Source organism: Exiguobacterium sp. s26, from assembly GCF_018618235.1.
Taxonomy (GTDB): Bacteria; Bacillota; Bacilli; order Exiguobacteriales; family Exiguobacteriaceae; genus Exiguobacterium; species Exiguobacterium chiriqhucha.
The window spans coordinates 33,951-59,259 of sequence record NZ_JACSLS010000003.1; the positions used below are offsets into that span (position 1 = coordinate 33,951).

The following is a 25,309-nucleotide window of genomic DNA, read 5'->3' on the forward strand; positions in this document are numbered from 1 at the left end:
GGGAGCCGTTTTTGTACCTAGAAAAAACAGGCTCGCGATTTGGGCGCGAGCCTGTCGAATTATTATTTGACGAGTGTGATCGTCTTCGTCGTCACGTTGCCGGCGAGGTCGGTCGCCTCGAACGTGAACGTGTTCTCACCTGACGTCACAGGAAGCGTGACCGTCTGTGTTTTCGCGAATGAACGCATCTCATACGGTTCTTTCAGCGCTTGGCTGAATTTCAAGTCGCCGTTGACGAGAAGTTTCACTTCGTCGAAGTTGTCTTTCACCGTTACAGAGACGTTGACCGTCGATTGTTTTTTACCGATTTTTTTCGGTAGTTTTCCAAGTTCGATGCTGGCTGGTGTCGTATCCACAAAAATCGCACGTTGGAAGTTGGTCACGTTTCCAGCCGCATCCTCGGCGACGAACCGTAACTTATGGACACCGTCCGCGAACGTCCGCGTCGTGTCGAAGATGTGTTCTTTCTTCGCATCGTCCCATGTGAGCGGAACGTCAACATCGTCGACTTGGAACGACTGGATCGCAGATGCATCTTGAATCGTTCCAGATACCGGGATGTCCGATGTCGCGTATGGCGTCAAAGCGAGCGGGGCGTTCACGAACACGCCCGGCTTATCCGCGTCTGTTGAGTAAGCGACCGTCTTCGTCGTGCTGTTGCCAGCGTGGTCTGTGACGCGAATGCTGACTTGATCGGTGTCACTGACGCCTGCGAACGTGTAAGCCTTACCGTCCGCTTGTTTGGCGACGGATTTCCCGTTCAAGAAATATTCGACCGAATGGATGCCTGAGAATTCATCTTTCGCTTGGACCGCCAAGCTCTCCCCTTGCCATTTCGTCGTGAACGTCGGGTCCGTGTAATCGACTTTGACTGGGAAGCGAAGCGTTTGGGCTTGTTTCTTCATGTAATCGATGCTTCCTTCGATTTCATAGAAGTACTTGCCGGCCGGGGCTGGCTTGCCGTTCAACTGGCCATCCCATGTGTAAGCGGCCGAGTAGTAATAAGGTGTGTTGGCACCGCCGTCAAAGTAGTTCTTGCGAAGTTCTTCGTCTTGGAACAACGTCCGGACGACATTGCCGGCCTCGTCGACGATGCGATATTTGACGTCCTTGGCGTTACGGAGCAACGAGAACACCGGTACGGCAACGTCTTTTGAGCCATCTTTGTCTGGTGAGAAGGCGATTGCGTCGGCAGAGACCGATTCGTCAAGGTTCGAACCGAGATAGTTCCCTGTTTGATCGACCATACCTGATACTTCGTAGAACGAGCCGTCTTCATAGATGGAGGCATCGAAGATTGGCGCCTTGCCCCAGTCTCCTTCGAAACCGACGAACGGTACGACGAGTGACGGGTTGCCCTCAGGACCGTTGACGTCCGTCAAGCGGACGAATCCATCAACGAAGTAACCGTTCTCGAAGACGTCTTTCGCCGGCACGAGACCGTCGAGTGTTTTCGGATTGAGCACTTTCGCTTTCGAGACGTCAAGTGCGACTTTGAGTTCTACTTTCGCGTTCGGTTTTACTTTGACCGTACTGACTTTCTTCCCGTTGACGGTCACTTTTGCATTCTCGAGCGCTTGGGCTTCCATCGCGTTCTGAACGAGTCCGGCCGTCTGCTCGATGGCGAGGTCGGTCTGGAGTGACGAAGACACGTTATACGACACGGTCTTGTCCGACAAGTTCTCGACGACAAGCGTGAACGTCGCCTTGCTGCGGTTCAATTCCTTGAGCGCGACTTTCGCTTCTTTCGTCTTCTTCTCGTACGCGATTGTCGGTGTCGAGACGGCAGCATGCAATTGCATGAGACCAGCTCCACCACGACGCGGCGTGTAAGGGAGGTTTTGTTGTAACTGTTTGTTGAGCGGTCCGATATCCGTGACAGCTTTCGATGTGTTGATGAGCAAGTTCTTCGCCATCGTGACGCGTGCTGTTCCTGTCAAATTGAAGTCGCGGTCGACGCGTTCGAGGACGAGGGCAGCTCCGCCGGCCACGTGTGGGGCAGCCATCGATGTACCACTCATCAAGCCGTACTGGTTATCGTTCAACGTCGAGAAGATCTGTCCGCCCGGTGCTGAAATCTCTGGCTTGAAGTCGAGGTTTGGCGTCATGCCCCACGACGTGAAGTTCGAGAGCTGACCGGCCGCGCCGTTCGTGACACTGAGGCGATCGCCGGCAAAGCCGATTGTCATCTGTTCACCAGCGAGGAGACGTTGTTGCAACGTGTTCCCGTCTTTGATGCTAAGCGAGGCCATCGGGATTTTCGGGTTGGCCAATGCCATGCTCACATAATCGCCGTGACCGACAGCTCCACGGACAATGACGCCAGCTGCGCCGTTCGCTTCGGCTGTCTGTTGAATGTTTGAATAGAAGTAACTGCCGTCGCGAACCGCGAGGACGATTTTTCCTTTAACGTCTTTTCCGACGTATTGGCTCGGTTGGCCGTCGCCGACGTAAACGAGGTCGTAATTGCCTTGCGTGAAGGCAGGACCGTCTTGTTTTTTCCAACCGATTTTGTCAGTGGCGTCACCCGACTTGACTGAGAACGCGTCCAATTGAATTTGATCGTTCTCGAGCGAAGCGACGGATGTCGACGCCGAGCTGACACTCGGGGCACCGACGACGCCCGTGTCCGGATTATCGGCGTACGGAAGGTCGTAACCGTTGCCGAAGTAAGCCGAGTTTCCAGCCGAAATCGACATGAAGACACCGTTATCGACGGCACGTTGGACGGCTTGTTGTTCCGGTGAGTCGGCATCGACGAATCCGGCCGTTGAGCCGAGACTCATGTTGATGACGTCCGCACCGAGTTTGATGGCGTCATCGATGGCTTTAATGTAGATATCGCCGTATGTCGAAGCATAGTTCGGGTCGTTACTGAATACTTTGAGCCCGAGCACTTGTGCCTCAGGAGCGACACCTTTCAAGCCACCGGCCGCTTCATCCCCGTTGGCGGCGACAGTACCCGAGACGTGCATCCCGTGCATCGAGGCGCCAGGTGAATCGTCACGGATATCATCGTTCTCATCATAATAGTTATAAGCGTATGGGACTTTCTCGTTTATGTAAGCTCCAGGCATGCCGAACGTGCTGACGGCCGTCTCGACTTCTGTTTGAGACAACTCGGCTTTTGAATCATCCGTAAGACGGAAGTCACGGTGGTCGGCGTCAACGCCTGTATCGATGACAGCGACGATCGTCCCTTCGCCCGTGAACCCGTAATCGCCCCACGTCTGCTGTGATTGGACCATGCCATTACTCGTGACCATGTCCGGTTTGACTTCTGGACGTTCGTACTCGTTGACGACGTGGACGCTTGCGACTTCAGGCAACGCCTCGACCTTTTTGACGTCGGTCGCTGTGAGCATCGTACTGAAACCGTTGAAGACGGTCGTGAACTCTTCGAGCGTCACGGCCTTGACGCCTTTTTTCGAGATGGCAGCTTTCGCTTTCTTTTGTTCGGCTTTGACGAGCTTTTGAGCGCTGTCTTTCTCCGTTTTCGTCAACTCGTTAAACTTTTTACCCTTTTTCTTTGCTTGTTCGATTGCTGGGGCACCGACAAGTTCGACGACGACGCGCAATTTCTCATGTTTGTCGGTCGAGCTCACGCTTTGTTTGACAGATGGCTTGGCTAGGACAGGTTCTGCGCCGAGGCCGAGTAGGCCGGGCGTCAACGCGAGGCAAGTCGCGAGGGAGACGTTCAAATAAAATTTCGGTTGTGGCAATTTAGTATCCTCCAATCGTTTTTTGAAAAAATAAATCCATTTGTGGAAAATGATAGCGAATTTCAAACCAAAATTCTTCCTATTTTTTAAACGATAGGGTAATGAATTTGAACAAATTAAAAGATTCTGACAATTACTTTGGACCTATCCACGTTAAAATGTGGATAGGTCTTTTCTCATTTCCTGACTCTTTCATCGGATTAACAATAAATAATTCATCTCTCTCAAACAATATGGGCAATTCGCTTGAGATTTTAATCTAAAGTTGATACAGTCTGTAGTAGATAAATCATATAAAACTTATTGATATAGTCGGAATAAAGATGATGGGGTGACAACATGGGATTACAATTCATGGACATTTTTAAGGAATGGGCGTCAGAATATGACGCGACCGTGACCGGACATGACGAACAGTATCGTGAAGTGTTCGCCGGGTACGAGACGATGCTCAACGAGGTCGTCGACCAATTAGAAGGCCGGGTCATGGAATTCGGAAGCGGGACAGGGAACTTGAGTGCAAAAATCTTGGAGCGCCACGAATTGATTTCGGTCGAACCGTCTCCGGAAATGCGGGCCGTCGCGGCCGAGAAGTTACAGCTCGATATCGTCGACGGTGACTTTCTCAACTATCCGACGGATCAACAGGTCGATACAATCGTGTCATCCTATGCGTTCCATCATTTGACGGATGATGAGAAACGGACGGCGATTCGAAGTTACGTCGAACACCTCGACGCCCCGCGCTTCGTCTTGCTCGATACGATGTTCGCCTCGCAAACAGCGAAACGGGACATCTTGGACTGGGCCGAAGCGAACGGCTATACCGATTTACTCGAGGATTTGAATCGAGAGTTTTATCCATATACCCAGACGATTCAAGCGATGCTCGAAGCAAACGGCTATACGGTTACGCTCACGCAAAAAAATAAATTCGTCTGGCTCGTCGTGGCCACGAAACAATCAGGAGGAACTCAATCATGAAAAGTTATAAAGTCGAAAGCTTTAATTTAGACCATACAAAAGTACAAGCGCCTTACGTCCGTTTAGCTGGAGTGAAGAAAGGGACGGCCGATACGATTTATAAATATGACATTCGCTTCATTCAACCGAACGAAGGGCTTATGCCGATGCGCGCCGTCCATTCGCTCGAGCACTTGATTGCCGAGAACAGCCGTAGCCACTCGAATCAAATCATTGACGTCTCGCCGATGGGTTGCCAGACAGGCTTCTATTGGACGATGTTGAACGACGGGGATTACGAAGCGATGCTCGACCTCGTTGAAGCGACACTCCGCGATGCAGCAAATGCGACAGAACTTCCAGCGCAAAACCCGATTCAATGCGGCAGCGCGAACCATCACGATTTCGAGGGTGCGAAGAAGCTCGCGGCCGACATGCTTGCTAAGCGTGACGAGTGGCACATCATCTTCAAGGACGAAGCGTAAATGATTGTCCAAAGCGTCTATGAATTGATCGGGGAGACGCCTCTTCTCGAATTGCGGACGTTACCGGTTCCTCCGGGTGTCAAAGTGTACGGCAAGCTCGAGATGATGAACCCGGGCGGTAGTGTCAAGGATCGGCTCGGTCTGCAATTGATTGAACGGGCGCTTGAACGTGGACAACTCGCACGCGGGGGAACGGTCGTCGAACCGACGGCCGGGAACACCGGGATCGGGCTCGCACTCGCCTGTCAACGTCACGGCATCAAGTTGATGACCGTCACTCCGGAGAAGTTCAGTCAAGAGAAGCAAGCGCTCATGGCGCTTCTCGGGGCGACCGTTGTCAACACGCCGACGGAGCTCGGGATGAAAGGGGCCATCGCGCGGGCGAAAGAGCTCGCCATCGAACATGACGCCTATGTGCCGGAACAGTTCTCGAATCCGGATAATCCGGACGCATACGTCGACACGCTCGCGCTCGAGCTTCAGGCCGACCTGCCGAACATCGATGTGTTCATCGCCGGGGCCGGCTCAGGGGGGACGTTTACAGGTGTCGCGAGCAAGTTGCGGCCGAACGGGACGAAGACGATCGTCGTCGAGCCGGAAGGGTCGATTTTGAACGGTGGAGCACCAGGGCCGCACAAGACAGAAGGCATCGGCGTCGAGGCGTGGCCGGCGTTCTTGCCGCGCGAGCTCGTCGACGGGATTTACACGATTACGGACGAAGAGGCGTTCTATTATGTCGCCCACCTCGCCAAACAAGAAGGTTTGCTCGTCGGAAGTTCATCCGGAGCGGCCATCGCGGCATGCGTACAAGAAGCGGCTCAGATGACAGAAGGCGTCATCGTGACGATTTTACCGGACAGCGTTGAACGTTATTTAAGTCAAGGAATAGTCAAGGAGGCAGAATATGCGTACAAAAACAGCACTCATTCACGGCGGTAAAACAACGGACCCGTTGACGGGAGCCGTCACACCACCGATTTATCAGACGAGCACGTATAAGCAAGACGGCATCGGCAATCTCCGCGAAGGGTATGAATATTCGCGGACGGCCAACCCGACACGGACGGCACTTGAGACGCTCATCGCCGATATCGAGGGCGGTGCCAGCGGGTTTGCGTTCGGTTCTGGGATGGCAGCCATCTCGACGATTTTAATGTTAATGAAATCAGGGGACCACGTCATCGTCGGTTCTGACGTATATGGGGGAACGTACCGTGTATTCAATCGAGTATTTCAATCACTTGGCTTGGAGGCAACTTTTGTCGATACGGCCGATACGCAAGCGGTCCGTGAAGCGCTCCAGCCGAACACGAAAATGATTTACGTCGAGACACCGACAAACCCGTTGTTGAACGTGACGGACATGCGCCTCATCCGCGCCATCGCCGACGAGGCGGACGTCCTGTTCGTCGTCGACAACACGTTCATGACACCGTACTTCCAAAACCCGATCGAATTGGGGGCGGACTACGTGCTTCATAGCGCCACAAAATATTTAGGCGGCCATAGCGACGTCGTCGCCGGTCTCGTCGTCGCCCGCACGGAAGAGCTGGGAGAGCGTTTGGCGTTCTTGCAAAACTCAGTCGGCGCGGTACTTGGACCACAAGACAGCTTCCTCGTTGTTCGCGGCATCAAGACGCTCGCGGTCCGCATGGAAGCGATTGAAGCGAACGCGCTCGCGCTCGTCGACTACTTGACGAAGCATGAAGCCGTCAGCCGTGTCTTGCATCCGAGTGTCGGCAGCGAAGAAGCGAAGCGGGTCCACTTGTCCCAGGCACGTGGTTTCGGTGGAATGATCGCCTTCGACGTCGGTTCAGCCGAAGCGGCCGAACTCGTCGTCGCGAAGACGAAGTACTTCACACTCGCCGAAAGTCTCGGCGCGGTCGAGAGCTTGATTAGCGTACCAGCTCGGATGACGCATGCGTCAATTCCTGCGGAACGCCGTCTCGAACTCGGGATTACGGACGGACTCGTCCGCATCTCGGTCGGCCTTGAAGATGTACAAGATTTGATTGAAGATTTGGAGCAGGCGCTCGCGACCGTGGCGACGATTCCGAACTAAGTTGCATAGCGATACGAGGTGCGCTCGCGAGCGTGCCTCTTTTTGTCGTGTGCAAGGTGAAAGAATTCGCTTGAATGTCCTAATCGCATCGACTACACTGACGATAATTGATTACGAGAGCGGGTGAACAGAGTGAACAAAGGCGTCATGCCAACGGTCGGGGCCTACGTCATGTGGGGCGTCCTACCGATTTATTGGAAGTTTTTGCAGGAAATACCGAGCGGTCAAATCTTGGCCCATCGCATCGTCTGGTCGTTCCTCTTCATCTTACTTGTCTTGAAATGGACGAAACAGTGGACCGAGTTCAACTATGCGCTTCGGCACCGGGCGACAAGGAACGCCTTTATGTTGAACGGATTTATCGTCAGTGCCAACTGGTTCGTCTACATATGGGCGGTCAATCACGGCTATATCATCGAAGCGTCACTCGGCTATTACATCAATCCGCTCGTGAGCATGGTGTTAGGTGTGCTTGTTTTTCGGGAATCATTAAATCGAGTACAATGGCTGGCGGTGACCGTGGCGGCAATCGGCGTGCTCGTCTTGACGTTCGGCTATGGGTCGTTCCCGTGGATCGCGTTCATTTTGGCCAGTACGTTCGGGTTTTACGGGATGGTGAAGAAACGCCGTCCACTTGCCTCGACGGTTAGCCTCGGCATCGAGACGCTCGCGGTCGTTCCGGTCGCTATCATTTTCTTGGGTTGGCAAACGTCTCAGGGAGGATTGACGATGACGACCGAACCGGTCATTTGGGTCGCGTTGGTCGGGACAGGCGTGATGACGGCGCTACCCCTTCTTTTGTTCGGGTACGGGGCGCAACATATCCCGTTCACGCTCGTCGGGTTTCTTCAGTTCATCGCACCGACGCTCAGTCTCGCAATCGGGGTCATTCTCTATAATGAACCGTTCACGGGCTATCACGTTTTTGCGTTCACATGTATATGGATTGCCATTTTCTTCTTTAGTTGGAACAGTTGGATCCAGACGCGGAAACGCCGTCAACTCGTCTGAATTGAAAGCTGTTACATTTCAAGAAAACATGATAATATGTTAGATGTCAGACCTATATGTCAGACCGATACATCAGAGGAGGAATTTTACGATGGAATTAGCACGTTATATCGACCACACAGCCTTGAAGGCAGAAACAACGAAAGATCAAGTCACAAAACTTTGTGCCGAGGCGCTCGAATACAAATTCGCAAGCGTCTGTGTCAACCCGACATGGGTGAAGTACGCGGCGGAACAACTCAAATCAGATGACGACGTCAAAGTATGTACGGTCATCGGCTTCCCACTCGGAGCTAACACGCCAGAAGTGAAAGCGTTCGAAACTAAAGACGCGATTGCAAACGGCGCAGGCGAAATCGATATGGTCATCAACATCGGTGCCATGAAAGACGGCGATTTCGATCTCGTTGAGCGCGATATCCGCGCTGTCGTCGAAGCGGCAAACGGAACGCTCGTTAAAGTCATCTTTGAGACGTGCCTCCTTACGAAAGAAGAAATCAAAAAAGCGGCTGAGCTTTCAGTCAAAGCAGGCGCAGACTTCGTGAAAACGTCGACTGGCTTCTCGACAGGCGGTGCGACAGTAGAAGATATCCGCCTCATGCGTGAGACGGTCGGACCAGATCTCGGCGTTAAAGCTTCAGGCGGCGTACGTGATTTCGAAGGCGCACAAGCTATGATTGATGCCGGCGCGACGCGCATCGGCGCATCAGCTGGAATCGCCATCGTTACAGGCGGACGTTCAGACAGCGACTATTAATAACTAGTGGTTGACCGCACGACTTACTTTCACTATAATATGTTATGACGTGTGAAACACGTTTCCTTAGTCGTGTAATTCGGAGGGAGGGAAAACTAGTGGAAACTCGTGTCCGTAAAAACGAATCGCTTGAAGACGCTCTTCGTCGTTTCAAACGCGGTGTTTCGAAAGATGGCACTCTTGCCGAAGTTCGCAAACGTCGTCACTACGAAAAGCCAAGCGTAAAACGTAAATTGAAATCAGAAGCTGCGCGTAAGCGTAAGAAATTCTAATTTCAGTTTCATTTGTAGAGAGGGTGTTAGCTCATGAGTCTTCAAGAACGCTTGACGGACGACATGAAGCAAGCCATGCGCGCGAAACAAAAAGATCGTCTCACGACGATCCGGATGGTCAAAGCGTCGCTCCAAAATGAGGCCATCAAATTTGGTCGACAAGATCTAACTGAGGAAGAGGAACTCACGGTGCTCAACCGAGAGATGAAACAGCGCAGAGACTCCCTCCGAGAATTCGAAAGCGCTGGTCGTGAAGACCTTGCTTCTAAAGTAGCTGACGAGATTGTCGTACTAGAGGCCTATATGCCTGAACAACTTTCTGAAGATGAAGTCACGGCGATCGTGAAAGCAGCTATTGCTCAAACGAATGCTACAGGCCCGTCGGATATGGGTAAGGTGATGGGCGTCGTCATGCCTCAAGTTAAAGGCAAGGCAGACGGTGGTCTTGTGAACCGCATTGTCAAACAACAATTGACGAATTAATGAGAGAGACAGGGATTTTTGGGTCAAACCAAAAGTTTCTGTCTTTTTTTGCGTATTCCGAAACCAAAAGCGAACTTGTTTCGTATACACTAGAGATAAGAGGTAGCTTGTGAACTCGGAAGGGGGTTGCAATACGATGACATTTGGTCTCGGAGTGATTCTAACGGTGTTTTTTGTCGGGATCGTCCTTCTAGGAATTGAAGTGTTCGTTGCCGGTTTTGGATTGTTCGGCGTGCTAGGGATTGGGGCGGTCGTCGCCAGTTTGATTATGGCGGGTGCCACAATCGGACAACTGTGGTTGTCGCTTGGTTTAGCCACGGCCATCGTCGCTGGACTCGGATTTTGGGCATATCGTCGCCTACAGTCCAATCGATCGCTCATGTATAAAGGGTTGATTTTGACCGATTCGACGTCAACAGACAAAGGGTATTTGTCCCACGATGACCGCAAACGGTTGCTCGGGAAAGTCGGGGTCACGTTGACGCCGCTTCGCCCGGCGGGTACCGCTGAGATTGACGGAGAACGGATTGATGTCGTGACAGAAGGTAGCTATCTCGATTCGCAAACGAAAATTCAGGTGTATAAAGTCGATTCAGGACGCGTTGTCGTCCGCAACTTTATAGAGCCGAAGGAGGATGTAACAGAATGACACCAGAACTATTGACCACGTTACTCATCTCGGGTGGAGGATTGATTGCGCTCGCCGTATTCTTCACGTTCGTACCGGTCGGGCTGTGGATCAGCTCGTTCGCCGCTGGCGTCCACGTCTCGATCTTCACACTAATCGGGATGCGACTCCGTCGCGTCGTCCCATCGAAAATCGTCAACCCGCTCATCAAAGCGGTCAAAGCCGGCATCGGCTTGAACACGAACCAGCTCGAGAGTCACTTCTTGGCCGGGGGTAACGTCGACCGCGTCGTCAACGCCTTGATTGCGGCCCACCGTGCCGATATCGAATTATCGTTTGAACGTGCCGCAGCAATCGATCTTGCTGGCCGTAACGTGTTAGAGGCGGTTCAAATGTCCGTTAACCCGAAAGTCATCGAAACGCCGTTCATCGCCGGTGTGGCCATGGACGGGATTGAAGTGAAGGCGAAAGCCCGCATCACGGTCCGTGCCAACATCGACCGTCTTGTCGGGGGTGCCGGGGAAGAGACGATTATCGCCCGTGTCGGTGAAGGGGTCGTCTCGACGATCGGTTCACAACACAACCATAAGCACGTCTTGGAGAACCCTGATATGATTTCACGTACCGTATTGACGAAAGGTCTCGATTCAGGGACCGCGTTTGAAATCCTATCAATCGATATCGCCGACATCGATATCGGTAAAAACATCGGGGCGGTCCTCCAGACCGACCAAGCCGAAGCTGATAAGAAAATCGCGCAAGCGAAAGCGGAAGAACGCCGCGCGATGGCGATCGCCCGTGAGCAAGAGATGAAATCATCGGTCGAAGAGATGCGCGCCAAAGTCGTCGCGGCCGAGGCGGAAGTCCCGCTCGCGATGGCCGACGCACTTCGAAATGGCAAACTCGGGGTCATGGATTACGTCAACTACTTGAACGTCCAAGCCGATACAGAAATGCGTAAAGCGATCGGTCATCCTGTCGAATCTGATAGAGAGTAACGGACATGGATGGACTCTGGGTACTACTCTTAGCCGCTTTCGGGATTGCCTCGGCGGTCATGAAGCGGATGGAGAAACCATCATCTACTGGAGAACGACCACCGAGTACGGATTTGAAACGTTATCTCGATACGGTCGGTGACATGATGAAAGAAGTCGAGGCGACGTTCGATGAGCCGCGCAACAAGCAAGACAAACCGGCTCCTCAGAAACTACGTCGCCGTGTCGCCGCACCGGCCGAAACGACAGACCGACATGCACCGCGTCGACGTGAAGAGCTACCGCACGTGAGTGCCCAGTTCGAACAGACGGTCAAAATTCCACCGATTTCCGAGTCGACCGAGTCGCGGCCACAACCGCGCATCTCGATGAAGCAAGTTCGGCAAGCGGTCGTGTGGAGTGAAATTTTGCAACCGCCGGTGTCGAAACGCCGTCGTTAAACCTGAGGCAGTGACTCCGTGTCACTGCTTCTTTTTGTTGGAGGAATGGACGGTCTTTCTTTCACGAACGGCTTGATAGTGCTAAAGTAAAGAAGGAACAATCTACTGATGGGGAGGAGAAACAACCATTGATTATGACTGATAAAATTCCGTTCGTCATGGAACATGCGAACGAAGCGCAGGCGCTCCTCGGACCGAAGGACGAGGTATTTCAAGCTATCGAAGCAGAACTCGCGGTCGCACTCACTCCTCGTGGAGAAGAATTAATCATTCAGGCCGATACGGCCGATACGCTCGAATTGACGAAGGCCGTTATCAAGACGTTGCAACAACTCGTTAAAAAAGGGGCTCGCTTGAACGAAAGCGATGCCATCAGTGTGATTCAACACATCAAGGTCGGCAAGGGCGACGAGTTGCTCGAGCATTATGAGCGAGTCGTCTTCACGACGAACAAAGGGAAACCGATTCGGGCGAAAACGGTCGGGCAGAGCCGATATGTCCGGGCCATCGAAAAACGTGACCTCGTGTTCGGAATCGGACCGGCGGGGACCGGGAAGACATATTTGGCCGTCGTCTTGGCAGCGCGTGCGCTGAAAGAAGGCCAAGTCAAACGAATCATTTTGACGCGTCCGGCGGTCGAAGCGGGTGAAAACTTGGGCTTCTTGCCGGGGGACTTGAAAGAGAAGGTCGACCCGTACTTGCGTCCGTTGTACGACGCCTTGTTTGACGTCTATGGCGTCGAACAGACGAACCGATTGCTCGAACGCGGCACAATCGAAGTCGCGCCGCTCGCTTACATGCGCGGCCGGACGCTTGAAGATGCGTTCGTCATTTTAGACGAGGCGCAGAATACGACGAAAGAACAGATGAAGATGTTTTTGACGCGACTCGGGTTCGGCTCGAAAATGGTCGTCACCGGCGATTTGACGCAAGTCGATTTGCCGAAAGGTAAAGCGTCAGGATTGCAAGAAGCGTTACATCTGCTTGAAGGTGTCGATGGGATTCATTTTGAACATTTCACGTCGTCCGACGTCGTTCGCCATCCGCTCGTCAAGAAAATCATTAACGCCTATAGTACCGAACTCACATAACCAAAAGGGGGGGCACTGATGCAGCAAGCACGTCATTGGACGGTCGCGACAATCTCCGTCCTCTTTTTTCTCATTTTAGGCGCGATTCTATACTTTACGGTGCGCCCATCCATCATTAGTGTCGAGCCGCTCGGGATTGCCGAACAGGACATTCGCTCGCCGGTCACGATTGAAGACCGGACGGCGACGGAGCGGTTACGACAAGATGCGATCAATAGCGTCGGCAGTCAGTTCTCGTTGCGGCGTGAGTTTGCCGATCAACAGATCGCCAAAGTCGAGCAACTGTTCGCAGCGTTCGAAGAGACGGAAGATGACACCGAGCTATCAGACATCAAAAATCGCTTGAATTCGACCGAGGTGAACGGATTCCTCGGTGATGATGAACTGAACCTTCTGCTCGAGGCGAGCGAGAACACCCGTCGTACGGTCGAAGACGTCACCGTGACGGCGCTCCAAGAAGTGATGGGTAACCGCATCGACACGAGCTCACAGTCCATCTCAGAAGCGAGAGATCGGGCTGAGACACTTGTCGACCAATCACCGCTCTCACTCGAGTTCCGGGCGATCGCTAACAGCCTGAGCGATCAATTGATCGTACCGAACTACGTGTTCGACTCTGAAGCGACACGTGAGAAAGAACAGCAGGCGGTCGATGCGGTCGAACCGGTCATCATTCAAGAAGGCCAGTTGCTCGTCAACCAAGGCGAGGTCGTGACGCGCGAAATCTACCGCAAACTCGAATTGACAGGGGCTATCGATCCAAATCGTTCGTTCGCACCGCTGTTTGGGGCTTACTTACTGAGCGGACTGTTGACGATCGGTTTTCTGTTCATGTTAATCCGTTCGAAAATTCAACAACTGTTACTCCGCCCTAAAATCTTGATTACTGTCTATGGATTATTATTGTTACAGCTCGGCATCTTCTTTGGTGTCGGTTATATCGGTATCGAGTTCACGACATATGCGTACGTGCTCGCACCGACGGCATTCGTCGTCCTGTTGCTGCGTATCCTCGTCGATGAACGGGTCGCGCTCGCCTCGGCGTTGATCACGATGATTGCCGGGTCGATTGTGGCGAGTTTCGGGCAAAACACGAGCTTCATGACCGTCGTCTATTTCGCGACCGGAAGTTTCTTGGCCGTCTTCCTCGTCGAACCGAAGATTCAGCGCAAACGACTATTCTTGTCCGGTGTGTTGCTCGGCATTATCAATATCATCATGGTACTCGCGCTCTTGTTCTTGCGCAACACGCAAGTGACGTGGGAGATGGTCGCCTACTTATCCGGTTTCGCCATCACGAGCGCGCTGTTGTCCATCGTGCTCACGTTCGGCTTCTTGCCGTTCCTTGAACCGTGGTTCGGCGTCCTATCGTCGGGTCGCCTCATCGAATTGATGAGTCCGACGCATCCGCTGTTACGCAAGTTGTTGATGGAGGCCCCGGGGACGTATCATCACAGCATGATGGTCGCCAACTTGGCCGAATCGGCTTGCGAGGCGATTGGTGCCGACGGACTGCTCGCCCGGGTCGCCAGTTATTATCATGACCTCGGTAAAACCGAGCGTCCGCTCCATTTCATCGAGAATCAGCAGAACGGCGTCAACCCGCACGACCGGCTCACACCGGAGGAATCAGCCGACATCATCATGGCCCATCCATATGACGGGGCCGATCTGTTGAGTCGTTATAAGTTGCCAAAAGAGATTATCGATATCGCCGAGCAACATCACGGCACATCGCTCTTGAAGTTCTTTTATGTGAAAGCGAAAGAGACGCGTGACGTCAATGAATCACGGTTCCGCTACCCGGGACCGAAGCCGCAGACACGCGAGGCGGCGGTCGTCATGATCGTCGATTCAATCGAGGCGGCGGTCCGGTCACAGAAGCAACCGACACCAGAACGGATTCGTCAGCTCGTCAGTGCGATTATTCGTGATAAGCTACAAGACGGGCAATTCGAAGACTGCGAGTTGACGACGAAAGAAGTATGGCGCGTCGGGGAAAGCGCGTGTGAGACGCTGACCGGCCTGTTCCATGAACGAATCGAGTATCCAGAACTGAAGAAAGAAGGAGACTTACATGCAAATCATTTCGAACGATGAGCACGGCTTATTGTCGGATGCTCAAATCGAGCTCGTTGAATCCATATTGGTCCATGCGGCGATGGAAGAAGACGTCGAAGAACCGAGTGAGCTATCGGTCACGTTCTTGACGAACGATGAGATTCAAGCCATCAACCGCGAATGGCGCGGGAAAGATGCGGCGACCGACGTCATCAGTTTCGCCTTTGATGAGATGGGAGAAGACGAGATGGACTTCATGCTCGATGAAGACGAGCCCCGTCTCCTAGGGGACTTGCTCATCTCGGTCGAACGTTGTCGCGAACAGGCGGCCGATTATGGCCACTCGTTCGAACGGGAACTCGGATTCTTGGCGATTCACGGATTTCTCCACTTGCTCGGGTATGACCATATGACGCCCGAGGAAGAAGCAGAGATGACGGCGCGCCAAGAACAAGTGCTCGCTCACTTCGAGCTGAAACGAGGCGAAGTGTGAAACCGTTCTGGTTCGCCTTGCACGGCATCGTGCACGCAGTGCGGACCGAACGCAACATGCTGATTCATCTCGTATCGAGCCTGCTCGTCGTCGTGTTTGCCTGGTGGCTCCCGACGACGAAACTCGAGAACTTGATTCTGTTCGGCTGGGTCGTGCTCGTCATCGCGCTCGAGCTGATGAACACGGCGGTCGAACGCACGGTCGACCTCGTCACGAAAGACATCCACCCCCTCGCGAAGCAAGCGAAAGACGTCGCGGCCGGGTCGGTCCTCGTCGCAGCGATCGGGGCCGCCATCACGGCACTATTCATTTTTGGCCCTTATATAATCGACAAATTCGTTATATGATTGAACGTATTGGAAATTTAGAAAGCAGGTGCACTATGTATCAAGAAGATTTTAAATCAGGTTTTGTGTCCATCATCGGTCGTCCGAACGTCGGGAAATCGACGTTCTTGAATCGGGTCATCGGACAAAAGATTGCCATCATGTCAGACAAGCCGCAGACGACGCGCAATAAGGTCCAAGGTGTGTATACGACGGATGATTCGCAAATCATCTTTATCGACACGCCAGGGATTCATAAGCCGAAACACCGTCTCGGCGATTTCATGATGAAAGTCGCGACGAACGCACTACGTGAAGTCGACGCGATCCTCTTCATGGTCAACGTCACGGAACCGCGCGGCGCCGGCGATGAGTTCATCATCGAGAAGTTGAAAGGGCTCGACACGCCAATCATTCTCGTCATGAACAAAATCGACTTGATTCATCCGGACGAGATTCCGGCTGTCATCGAGCAGTATACGAATCAACTCGATTTCGCGGCGTACGTCCCGATTTCGGCACTTCAAGGCAACAACGTCGAACCGCTCCTTAAAGAAATCAAAAAGTTGCTCCCGGAAGGACCGATGTATTATCCGGCCGACCAAGTGACCGACCACCCGGAACGGTTCATCATCTCTGAATTGATTCGCGAGAAAGTGCTCCATAAGACGCGTGATGAAGTGCCGCACTCAATCGCGGTCGCAATCGAATCGATCAAGAAACGGGAAAACTCGGAAATGATTGATGTCGAGGCCGTGATCATGGTCGAGCGTGATTCTCAAAAAGGAATCGTCATCGGCAAAAAAGGTGCGATGCTCCGCGAAATCGGGACAGAAGCGCGCCACGACATCGAGGCGCTCCTCGGGACGAAAGTGTATTTGAACCTATGGGTGAAAGTGCAAAAAGATTGGCGTAACAAGATGGGCCAACTCCGCGACCTCGGTTTCCGCGACGACGAGTATTAAGCCATGTTGCAAAAGGTCACGGGAATCGTCATTCGGACCGTCAATTACGGAGAGTCGAACAAAGTCGTCACCTTGTTCACCGAAGAGCTCGGAAAAGTTGCCGTCATGGCACGAGGGGCGAAAAAGCCGGGCAGCCGTCTGCATTCGTCGAGTCAGCCGTTCGTCGAAGCGGTATATATCTTTCCGGCGAGTCGTGGCCTCGGCCAATTGAAATCGTCGGATGTGATCACGTCTTATCCGGAAATCCGAAAAGACGTCGAGCGGATGGCATACGCCATGTATTGGCTCGAACTCGTCGACCGGACGGTAGAGGACCGCGTCCCGAACCGTCCGCTCTATCGCATCTTGAACGACGCCCTGCAGGCGCTCAATGCAGGGATGGATCCGGAAGTGATCACGCATCACTTCGAACTGCGCATTTTGCACTTGCTCGGGGTCGCACCGGTCTTGACCGGCTGCATCCGGTGCAACGATGTGACCGACCCGATGTACTTCTCGGTGACGGCCGGCGGCTTCCTCTGCGCCCGGCACCAAGAAGAAGGATCGATTCGCATGAGCGAGCGTCTGGCGAAGTTGCTCTATTTGATGAGCCGGCACGAACTGTCCGAATTCAGTAACGTTCCGCTCACGAAAGAGACGCGGATTCTGCTCCGACAGCTGTTTGATGCGTATATGGACTCCTATAGCGGTCTGCGGCTGAAGACGAAACGGGTCCTCGACCAAATGCAGCGATTGTACTTGAACGATGATTGACTTTTTCGACAAGATTCGATACCATAATCTACGATTAGACAAATGAAATAGCGTGCGCAATGAAGGAAAACAAGTAGCTTTTATACCGTGGGTGCAGCGAGTTCGGGAAGGTGGAAGCCGAACGCCAGGTTGAAGTGAATGGCAATTCCAGAGCGCCCACAATCCAAAGAGTGGCCTCATCTCGAGGCAAGTAGGGTGGAACCGCGGGTAATCCCGTCCCTATGTGCATGGCACATAGGGGCGTTTTTTGTCGTTTCAATACTTTTGGAGGTGTCACATATGAAGCACATGACCGTGCAAGAAATTATTTTGACGTTACAAAATTTCTGGGCGTCGAAAGGCTGTTTGACAATGCAAGCGTATGACGTTGAGAAAGGGGCCGGCACGATGAACCCGATGACGTTCCTACGGAGTCTCGGACCCGAGCCGTGGAACGTCTGTTACACAGAGCCATCACGTCGTCCGGCGGATGGACGGTACGGAGAAAACCCGAACCGCTTGTATCAGCATCACCAATTCCAAGTCATCATGAAGCCGTCGCCAAGCAACATCCAAGAGCTTTACTTAGAGAGCTTAGAGTTGATCGGGATCAACCCGCTCGAGCACGACATCCGTTTCGTCGAAGACAACTGGGAGAACCCGACGTTCGGTGCGGCCGGACTCGGTTGGGAAGTCTGGTTGAACGGGATGGAAATCACTCAGTTCACGTATTTCCAACAAGTTGGTGGCATCGAGTGCGATCCGATCGCCGTCGAGATCACGTACGGTCTTGAACGTCTTGCGTCATATATCCAAGAAGTCGAAAGCGTGTTTGACCTCGTCTGGACAGACGGATTCAAATATGGCGATATCTTCTATCAGCCGGAATTCGAACATTCAAAATATACGTTCGAGCTCTCGGACGTCGATATGTTGTTCACATTGTTCGATACGTATGAAAAAGAAGCGAAGCGTGCCTTGGACGAAAACCTCGTCTTCCCGGCTTACGACTATATCCTTAAATGTTCGCATACGTTCAACCTTCTCGATGCGAAAGGCGCCATCTCGGTGACAGAACGGACCGGTTTCATCCAACGCGTCCGTAACATGTCCCGTGCCTGTGCCGCCAAATTTATCGAAGAGCGGGAACGTCTCGGTTTCCCACTTTTGAACCAACAGAAAGCAGGTGCCCTTGATGCGTGACCTTTTATTAGAAATCGGACTTGAAGAATTACCAGCCCAATACGTCCTCCGTTCAGAAAAACAATTGGCGGAACGCGTAACTACCTTCTTGACGGAAGCCCGTGTCCAATTCGGTGCCATCACCGTTTATTCGACACCGCGCCGCCTCGCCGTTCTCGTCAAAGACGTGGAAGAGAACCAACAAGATTTGACGGAGACGCTTCGCGGACCAGCGAAAAAGATTGCTCAAGATGCTGAAGGAAACTGGTCGAAAGCAGCCGCCGGCTTTGCCCGTGGCCGCGGCCTATCGGTCGACGACTTGTACTTCGCCGAAGAGAAAGGTGTCGAGTACGTCTTCGCCGACCGTCATGAATCAGGTCAACCGACGAGCACGTTGCTCCCAGCACTCGAAGACGTCGTCCGTGGCATGACGTTCCCGAAAAACATGAAGTGGGGCACGAGCAGCCTACGCTATATGCGTCCGATTCGTTGGCTCGTCGCCTTGTTCGGTACCGAACAAATCGATTTCGAAATCGAAGGCGTGAAGACGGGGAACGTGACGCGTGGTCACCGTTTCTTGAGTAAGGGTGACGTCGTCATCACGGAACCGGCTGCCTATGCTGAGACGCTTGAACGCGAGTTCGTTGTCGCTTCGTACGAAGACCGGAAAGGGCGCATCGAACGTCAAATCGAGGAGTTGGCTTCAGAACAGGGTTGGACCGTCCCGCTCGATGCCTCGTTGCTCGAAGAAGTGACGAACCTCGTCGAGTGGCCGACAGCGCTATTCGGTGAATTCGATGCACGTTATCTCGAACTTCCAGAAGAAGTCTTGATTACGACGATGAAAGAACATCAGCGCTATTTCCCGGTTTATATCGGTGAAACGCTCAAAAACTATTTCGTGACCGTCCGTAACGGAAATGCTGAACACCTTCAAAACGTTGCCAAAGGGAACGAGAAGGTCATCCGGGCCCGCTTGGCAGATGCCGTCTTCTTCTATGAGGAAGACCAAAAGACGAAGATTGACGAACAACTCGTCCGTCTCGACCGCATCGTCTTCCATGAGAAGTTGGGCACGACGGGAGATAAGGTCCGTCGCGTCGAACAGCTCGCAGGAACGCTTGCGCCATTGTTCAATGCGGATGCAGCCAAAGTGGCGCGTGCCGGTGCCATCCATAAGTTCGACCTCGTCAGCCAAATGGTGTATGAGTTCACAGAACTTCAAGGAGTGATGGGTGAGAAGTATGCGCTCCAACAAGGTGAGGACGCGGAAGTGGCCGCGGCGATCCGTGAGCACTACATGCCGCGCTTTGCTGGTGATGCCTCGCCGGCGACATCGACGGGTGCCGTACTCGCACTCGCCGATAAACTGGATTCGATTGCTGCCTTCTTCGGAATCGGCATGATCCCGAGCGGTTCACAAGATCCGTTTGCGCTCCGTCGTCAAGCCCAAGGGGTCGTTCAAATTTTGGCGGATTGGAAGATTGCTTTGCCACTCGACAAATTACTTTCACAAGTTGTCGATTCGCAACTTCAGGCAGGACTTTACGATGCCGATAAAGAACAAGTCAAGGCGCAACTCGAGGACTTCTTCATGCTTCGCTTGAAGTATCGTCTGCAAGAGCGACAAGTCCGTTATGACGTCATTGACGCGGTCTTGACGACTGGCCTTGCGATCGACCGACTCGATGCGAGAGCGGATGCGGTTCAAGCCATGCTCGCGAGCGAGGCGAAACTGCTCATCGAACAATTGACACGCGTCGTCAACATCGCTAAAAAAGGCGAGGCCGGGGACGTCGATCCGTCATTGTTTGAAAATACGGAGGAGAAAGATCTCCACGCTGCCATCGAAGCGACGTTACCGGAGACGGAACGCGCGGTCGAGGCGGGCGACTATCATCAAGCAATCACATCATTGCGCGCCCTAGAACATCCGATTAGCACTTATTTTGAAAATACAATGGTCATGAGCGATGTCGAAGCGATTCGCGAGAACCGTCTGCGCGAGATGAAACGACTCGCTGCGACAATCGAGAATGTCGCCGATTTTAGCGCGCTCGTACTCTGACCAAACTTGAGGGGGTTGGCTATGCAGCTGAATGAACGCCAACAGAAGATCGTTGAAATCGTAAGGGTCAACGGACCGATCACGGGGGAGCAGATCGCCCAAGAGCTATCGCTCACCCGGGCCACGCTCCGACCGGACCTTGCCATTTTGACGATGACTGGAATACTAGAAGCCCGACCGCGTGTCGGCTACACGTTCGTCGGCAAACGAAACTCATCCCTGCTTCGGGAAAAGCTTGACTCGTTGACGGTCGGAGACTTCATGTCGTCGGCGAAAGTCGTCAGTAACGAGATGACGGTGTATGACGCTGTCGTGACGTTGTTCTTGGAAGACGTCGGCTCGCTGTTTGTCGTCGGGAAAGACAATGAGCTCGTCGGCGTCCTATCGCGTAAAGACTTACTCCGGGCTGCCATCGGTAATCAAGATCTCGATCAGTTGCCGGTCAACGTCATCATGACCCGGATGCCGAACATCACGGTATGTGAGAAGGGTGAGACGTTGATTCGGGCCGGAATGAAGTTGATCGAGAAGCAAATCGATGCCATGCCGGTCGTTGAAGAGAAGGATGGCAAGCTGATTGTGCTCGGTCGCATGACGAAGACGAACATGACGAAAGTATTGATCGCGCTCGCTAACGATGAGTCGTTCTGAGGAGGAATCTGGTTTGACACTGACACAAAAACAACTCGTATTTGTCGTGAGCGATTCAGTCGGCGAGACGTGTGAACTCGTCGTCCGGGCCGCGAGCATCCAATTCCATGAGAATGCGATTGAGACGCTCCGCATCCCGTTCGTCGAAGATGAACAGACGATTCACGACGTCGTGACACAAGCGCGTGCCCAAGGAGCGGTCATCGCCTTCACGTTGGTCAATGAAGAACACCGGTCATTGCTCGTCCGTCTCGGACAAGAGTACGGTGTGAAGACGGTCGATTTGCTCGGGGATTTGCTCGATGTGCTCGCTGGTCAACTCGGTGAGAGTCCGCGTGAAAAACCAGGACTCATCTATCGTTTGGACGAAGATTATTTTCGGAAAATCGAAGCGATGGAGTTCGCGGTCAAGTACGATGACGGACGTGATCCGCGCGGGTTGAAAAAGGCGGACATCGTCCTCGTCGGCGTCTCACGGACATCGAAGACACCGCTCTCGCAGTATTTGGCCCTGAAGCGCTATAAGGTCGCGAACGTGCCGCTCGTGCCGGAGTCACGCCCGCCGGAAGAACTGTTTGAATTGCCGCCTGACAAGTGTGTCGGCTTGATTATCTCCCCTGACAAATTGATTTCGATTCGGATGGAACGGTTGAAGTCGCTCGGATTAAAACCCGAGGCCGATTACGCCCAACTCGAACGGATTAACCGGGAGCTCGAATACGCCCGTGGGATTTACGAGCGGATCGGTTGCGAGGTCATCGATGTGACGAACAAGGCCGTCGAAGAGACGGCTGGCATCATTTTGCGGATGCTCGATCAATCAAAAGAGGATTGAGCACTCGGATTAGTAATCGACTGGTGATAACGGTATAATAGAGTACTGACATGACATTGAAACGGAACGTGGTGAACGTTCCGTTTCGTTGCGAGTTTGGATAGGGAGTGGTCAAGTTGCCGCGCATACCGGATGAAGTCATTGCGGAAGTAAAACAAGCCACAGATATCGTTGATTTAATTAGTGAACGCGTTGAATTGAAGAAGCAAGGACATCGTCTCGTCGGGCTTTGCCCGTTCCACTCGGAGAACAGCCCATCGTTCTCCGTGTCCCCGGAGAAAGGGATGTATCACTGTTTCGGATGCGGCGCCGGCGGGAACGTGTTCACGTTCGTTATGGAGACGGAAGGACTATCGTTTCCAGAGACGATTGAACGCCTCGCCACGCGAGCGAATATCGCAATCGAAGGTGGCGTGTCGGGCGACGAGGAATTATCGCGAGACCAAGTCCTCCGTAAACAGATGCGCGATGCGCATCGGGTCGTGGCCGACTTGTATCGCGAGGTGTTGATGAAGACCGAGGCGGGCGAAGTCGGATTGACGTATTTGCAGCAGCGCGGTTTAGAGGAGTCGACCATCGGTCAGTATAAGATCGGTTACGCGCCCGACCATCGCCGATTCACCGTGGATTCATTAGAACGAAGAGGTTTCGACCTCGAGGTCATGGTAGAAGCGGGATTGATTTCTAAGTCTAGATCCGGTGAATATTTCGACCGGTTCGAAGGCAGAGTCGTCTTTCCGATTGCGGATCGAGACGGCACCATCGTCGGATTTAGCGGACGGGCGATCGATGAGCGACAGCCAAAGTACGTCAATACGGCGGATACTCCGTTATTTAATAAGAGTGAACTCTTATTCGGGTTCTCACAGGCCCGCGCCACGATGCGCAAACAAAAACGTGTCTTGCTCGTCGAAGGAAACGTCGACGTCTTACAAGTCGCGCAAGCCGGGACGAAAGAAGTCGTCGCCTCGCTCGGGACGGCGTTCTCGTCCCAACATGCCCGCGCCTTGGCCCGCATGGTCGAAGAAGTCATCATCTGTTACGACGGCGATACGGCCGGACAGGAAGCGACGATGAAAGTCGTCCGCTTGCTCGAAGGCTATCCGCTCGACGTGCAAGTGTTGATGTTACCTGAGAAGACCGACCCGGACGACTACATTCGGACGAACGGGGCGGAACAGTGGCGTAAATTGGTCGAATCGGAACGGTTGTCCGTCCTCGATTTCATGAACCGCACGCTCCGGCGTGGGAAAAACATGAATCGAGAAGGAGAACGGATACGGTTTATTGAATCTATGCTTGTGGAAATTAGTAAAACGGATAACTCGATTCGCCGTGACCTGTACTTGAAGAAGCTGGCCAACGAATTTGAGATTCCGGTCGAGACGTTATTGTCGCGGATGCCGAAGACGTCTTCGAAAGAAGCCGTCCCACAGCCCGTCCGCGAACCGGAGCCGGTCCGCCGGCGTTCGTCTAAAGCAAACGAGCCACGCTACGTCAAAGCGGAGAAGTTATTGCTGCGGGCGATGTTGAGTGGTCCGGAACGGGTTCGTTTCGTCCGGGACCGCCTCGGTCTGTCCTACCAGGACGAGGTGCACCGGATGTTGGCGACGGCATTGTATGAAATCGTCTCCGAGGACATGACACACGAGGAGTTCGAACAGGTCGCCCCTCCGTTCATGGAACGATATTGTGACCAACGTCCGGACTATGCGAATCGTTATGCCGAGATTCGACTCATGGCCGCACCGGATGAACTGACCGAAGAGGTTTTAGATGAATACATTAAGGTCATAAACAGTTATGAGGAACAGCGTCAAATCGAGCGGGCGAAAAGGGAAATCGGACAAGATGCCGAAAGTATAGTAGACCAGGCATCCAAGTTACAAGAATTGATTACCCGGAGTCGTCGGCTTCGTGAACGATGAACGTGGAGGAAGTTTGGAAGGAGTTGAACTGCTAGATGGCAGAGAAGAAAAAAGAGGATTTATTTAACGCCATAGAGGAACTTGAGAAATTAGGGAAGAAAAAAGGCGTCGTATCGATGCAGGAGATTCAAGATCGCCTCAGCCATTTCGAGGTGGACTCAGACTTTATCGATAACTTCATCGAAGATTTAGAAGGTAAAGATATCCGCGTCACAGAAGATGCGGCCGATGCCGAAGAGACGCCATCGAAAAAAGAAGACGAAGAGGTCGATTTGAACGACCTATCTGTCCCACCGGGCATTAAAATCAATGACCCGGTCCGCATGTACTTGAAAGAAATCGGACGCGTCGATCTTCTTAGCGCGAAAGATGAGACTGAACTCGCGAAGCGGATTGAACAAGGCGATGAAGAGGCGAAGAAACGCCTTGCCGAAGCCAACCTCCGTCTCGTCGTCTCGATTGCGAAACGTTATGTCGGGCGCGGCATGCTCTTCCTCGACTTGATTCAAGAAGGAAACATGGGCCTCATTAAAGCCGTCGAGAAGTTCGACTATATGAAAGGGTTCAAGTTCTCGACATATGCGACGTGGTGGATTCGTCAAGCAATCACACGTGCCATCGCGGACCAAGCCCGGACAATCCGGATTCCGGTTCACATGGTCGAGACCATTAACAAATTGATTCGTGTTCAACGTCAATTGTTGCAAGACCTCGGACGCGAACCGTCGCCTGAAGAGATTGCCAAAGAGATGGAGCTCACACCTGAGAAGGTGCGTGAAATCTTGAAAATCGCTCAAGAACCGGTGTCACTTGAGACGCCGATTGGTGAAGAAGACGATTCACACCTCGGTGATTTCATTGAAGACCAAGATGCGATGGCTCCACAAGATGCCGCCGCGTATGAATTGCTCAAAGAACAACTCGAAGACGTGCTCGACACGCTCACGGACCGTGAAGAGAACGTACTCCGTCTCCGCTTCGGACTCGATGACGGCCGCACGCGTACGCTTGAAGAAGTCGGTAAAGTGTTCGGCGTCACCCGTGAGCGGATTCGTCAAATCGAGGCGAAGGCACTTCGGAAACTTCGTCACCCGAGCCGTTCGAAACGCTTGAAAGACTTCCTCGATTAATTGTGTTTTTGAATAAAATGTGAAGT

General features: G+C 52.9%; 24 protein-coding genes. 23 read left to right on the forward strand and 1 reads right to left on the reverse strand.

Going from position 1 to position 25,309, the window contains the following annotated elements; all coding sequences use genetic code 11:
- Positions 1-62 precede the first annotated feature (62 nt).
- Positions 63-3,722 (reverse strand): S8 family serine peptidase, encoded by a 3,660-nt coding sequence (locus KNP82_RS04915; protein ID WP_214827249.1) that lies wholly within the window; start codon positions 3,720-3,722, stop codon positions 63-65.
- Between the two features lie 339 nt (positions 3,723-4,061).
- On the opposite strand from KNP82_RS04915, the gene KNP82_RS04920 reads away from it, so the two are divergent.
- The 23 genes from KNP82_RS04920 to rpoD all read left to right on the forward strand — a co-directional run bounded on the left by KNP82_RS04920 (position 4,062) and on the right by rpoD (position 25,283).
- On the forward strand, positions 4,062-4,706 hold the full coding sequence (locus tag KNP82_RS04920) for a class I SAM-dependent methyltransferase (protein WP_131471279.1): 645 nt from the start codon (positions 4,062-4,064) through the stop codon (positions 4,704-4,706).
- Positions 4,703-5,170: an S-ribosylhomocysteine lyase gene (locus KNP82_RS04925; RefSeq protein ID WP_021065678.1), complete on the forward strand. Its 468-nt coding sequence runs from the start codon at positions 4,703-4,705 to the stop codon at positions 5,168-5,170. The genes KNP82_RS04920 and KNP82_RS04925 overlap by 4 nt, the downstream gene beginning before the upstream one ends.
- On the forward strand, positions 5,171-6,109 hold the full coding sequence (locus KNP82_RS04930) for a PLP-dependent cysteine synthase family protein (protein WP_021065679.1): 939 nt from the start codon (positions 5,171-5,173) through the stop codon (positions 6,107-6,109).
- Entirely contained in the window at positions 6,075-7,232 is a 1,158-nt protein-coding gene (locus KNP82_RS04935; RefSeq protein WP_021065680.1) for a bifunctional cystathionine gamma-lyase/homocysteine desulfhydrase, read from the forward strand. Before KNP82_RS04930 ends, KNP82_RS04935 begins: the two co-directional genes overlap by 35 nt.
- A 123-nt stretch (positions 7,233-7,355) precedes the next feature.
- Positions 7,356-8,243: an EamA family transporter RarD gene (gene rarD / locus KNP82_RS04940; RefSeq protein ID WP_029595218.1), complete on the forward strand. Its 888-nt coding sequence runs from the start codon at positions 7,356-7,358 to the stop codon at positions 8,241-8,243.
- A gap of 91 nt (positions 8,244-8,334) precedes the next feature.
- Complete coding sequence (gene deoC, locus KNP82_RS04945; RefSeq protein ID WP_021065682.1) at positions 8,335-9,000, forward strand: deoxyribose-phosphate aldolase; 666 nt, start codon at positions 8,335-8,337, stop codon at positions 8,998-9,000.
- 77 nt (positions 9,001-9,077) lie between these two features.
- The gene (gene rpsU, locus KNP82_RS04950) at positions 9,078-9,272 is read left to right on the forward strand and encodes a 30S ribosomal protein S21 (RefSeq protein ID WP_029334745.1); all 195 of its coding nucleotides are present in this window, start codon (positions 9,078-9,080) and stop codon (positions 9,270-9,272) included.
- Positions 9,273-9,305: 33 nt separating this feature from the next.
- Positions 9,306-9,755 (forward strand): GatB/YqeY domain-containing protein, encoded by a 450-nt coding sequence (locus KNP82_RS04955; protein ID WP_021065683.1) that lies wholly within the window; start codon positions 9,306-9,308, stop codon positions 9,753-9,755.
- A 136-nt stretch (positions 9,756-9,891) separates the two neighbouring features.
- Positions 9,892-10,404 carry an NfeD family protein gene (locus KNP82_RS04960; protein ID WP_021065684.1) on the forward strand — a complete coding sequence of 171 codons (513 nt, stop codon included), beginning with the start codon at positions 9,892-9,894 and terminating at the stop codon, positions 10,402-10,404.
- On the forward strand, positions 10,401-11,381 hold the full coding sequence (gene floA, locus KNP82_RS04965; RefSeq protein WP_021065685.1) for a flotillin-like protein FloA: 981 nt from the start codon (positions 10,401-10,403) through the stop codon (positions 11,379-11,381). The genes KNP82_RS04960 and floA overlap by 4 nt, the downstream gene beginning before the upstream one ends.
- A 5-nt stretch (positions 11,382-11,386) precedes the next feature.
- A complete protein-coding gene (locus KNP82_RS04970; protein ID WP_021065686.1) occupies positions 11,387-11,821 on the forward strand; it encodes a hypothetical protein in 435 nt (144 codons plus the stop codon).
- Between the two features lie 134 nt (positions 11,822-11,955).
- Positions 11,956-12,912, forward strand: a complete 957-nt coding sequence (locus tag KNP82_RS04975) for a PhoH family protein (RefSeq protein ID WP_031199860.1) — start codon at positions 11,956-11,958, stop codon at positions 12,910-12,912.
- Between the two features lie 18 nt (positions 12,913-12,930).
- Entirely contained in the window at positions 12,931-15,012 is a 2,082-nt protein-coding gene (locus KNP82_RS04980) for an HD family phosphohydrolase (protein ID WP_021065688.1), read from the forward strand.
- The gene (ybeY, locus tag KNP82_RS04985) at positions 14,990-15,466 is read left to right on the forward strand and encodes an rRNA maturation RNase YbeY (RefSeq protein ID WP_021065689.1); all 477 of its coding nucleotides are present in this window, start codon (positions 14,990-14,992) and stop codon (positions 15,464-15,466) included. The genes KNP82_RS04980 and ybeY overlap by 23 nt, the downstream gene beginning before the upstream one ends.
- Positions 15,463-15,813 (forward strand): diacylglycerol kinase family protein, encoded by a 351-nt coding sequence (locus KNP82_RS04990; RefSeq protein ID WP_029595224.1) that lies wholly within the window; start codon positions 15,463-15,465, stop codon positions 15,811-15,813. The genes ybeY and KNP82_RS04990 overlap by 4 nt, the downstream gene beginning before the upstream one ends.
- A gap of 35 nt (positions 15,814-15,848) precedes the next feature.
- The gene (gene era / locus KNP82_RS04995; RefSeq protein ID WP_029595225.1) at positions 15,849-16,757 is read left to right on the forward strand and encodes a GTPase Era; all 909 of its coding nucleotides are present in this window, start codon (positions 15,849-15,851) and stop codon (positions 16,755-16,757) included.
- A 3-nt stretch (positions 16,758-16,760) separates the two neighbouring features.
- Positions 16,761-17,510: a DNA repair protein RecO gene (gene recO / locus KNP82_RS05000; RefSeq protein ID WP_021065692.1), complete on the forward strand. Its 750-nt coding sequence runs from the start codon at positions 16,761-16,763 to the stop codon at positions 17,508-17,510.
- Positions 17,511-17,798: 288 nt separating this feature from the next.
- Positions 17,799-18,692, forward strand: coding sequence for a glycine--tRNA ligase subunit alpha (gene glyQ / locus KNP82_RS05005; protein WP_370447070.1), 894 nt, complete (start codon positions 17,799-17,801; stop codon positions 18,690-18,692).
- Complete coding sequence (gene glyS, locus KNP82_RS05010; protein WP_214714604.1) at positions 18,685-20,739, forward strand: glycine--tRNA ligase subunit beta; 2,055 nt, start codon at positions 18,685-18,687, stop codon at positions 20,737-20,739. The genes glyQ and glyS overlap by 8 nt, the downstream gene beginning before the upstream one ends.
- Positions 20,740-20,760: 21 nt before the next feature.
- Positions 20,761-21,390 carry a transcriptional regulator CcpN gene (gene ccpN, locus KNP82_RS05015; RefSeq protein WP_021065695.1) on the forward strand — a complete coding sequence of 210 codons (630 nt, stop codon included), beginning with the start codon at positions 20,761-20,763 and terminating at the stop codon, positions 21,388-21,390.
- Positions 21,377-22,225 carry a pyruvate, water dikinase regulatory protein gene (locus KNP82_RS05020; protein ID WP_051627707.1) on the forward strand — a complete coding sequence of 283 codons (849 nt, stop codon included), beginning with the start codon at positions 21,377-21,379 and terminating at the stop codon, positions 22,223-22,225. Before ccpN ends, KNP82_RS05020 begins: the two co-directional genes overlap by 14 nt.
- 107 nt (positions 22,226-22,332) lie before the next feature.
- A complete protein-coding gene (gene dnaG / locus KNP82_RS05025) occupies positions 22,333-24,153 on the forward strand; it encodes a DNA primase (protein WP_353049054.1) in 1,821 nt (606 codons plus the stop codon).
- 35 nt (positions 24,154-24,188) lie between these two features.
- Entirely contained in the window at positions 24,189-25,283 is a 1,095-nt protein-coding gene (gene rpoD, locus KNP82_RS05030; protein ID WP_021065698.1) for an RNA polymerase sigma factor RpoD, read from the forward strand.
- Positions 25,284-25,309 lie beyond the last annotated feature (26 nt).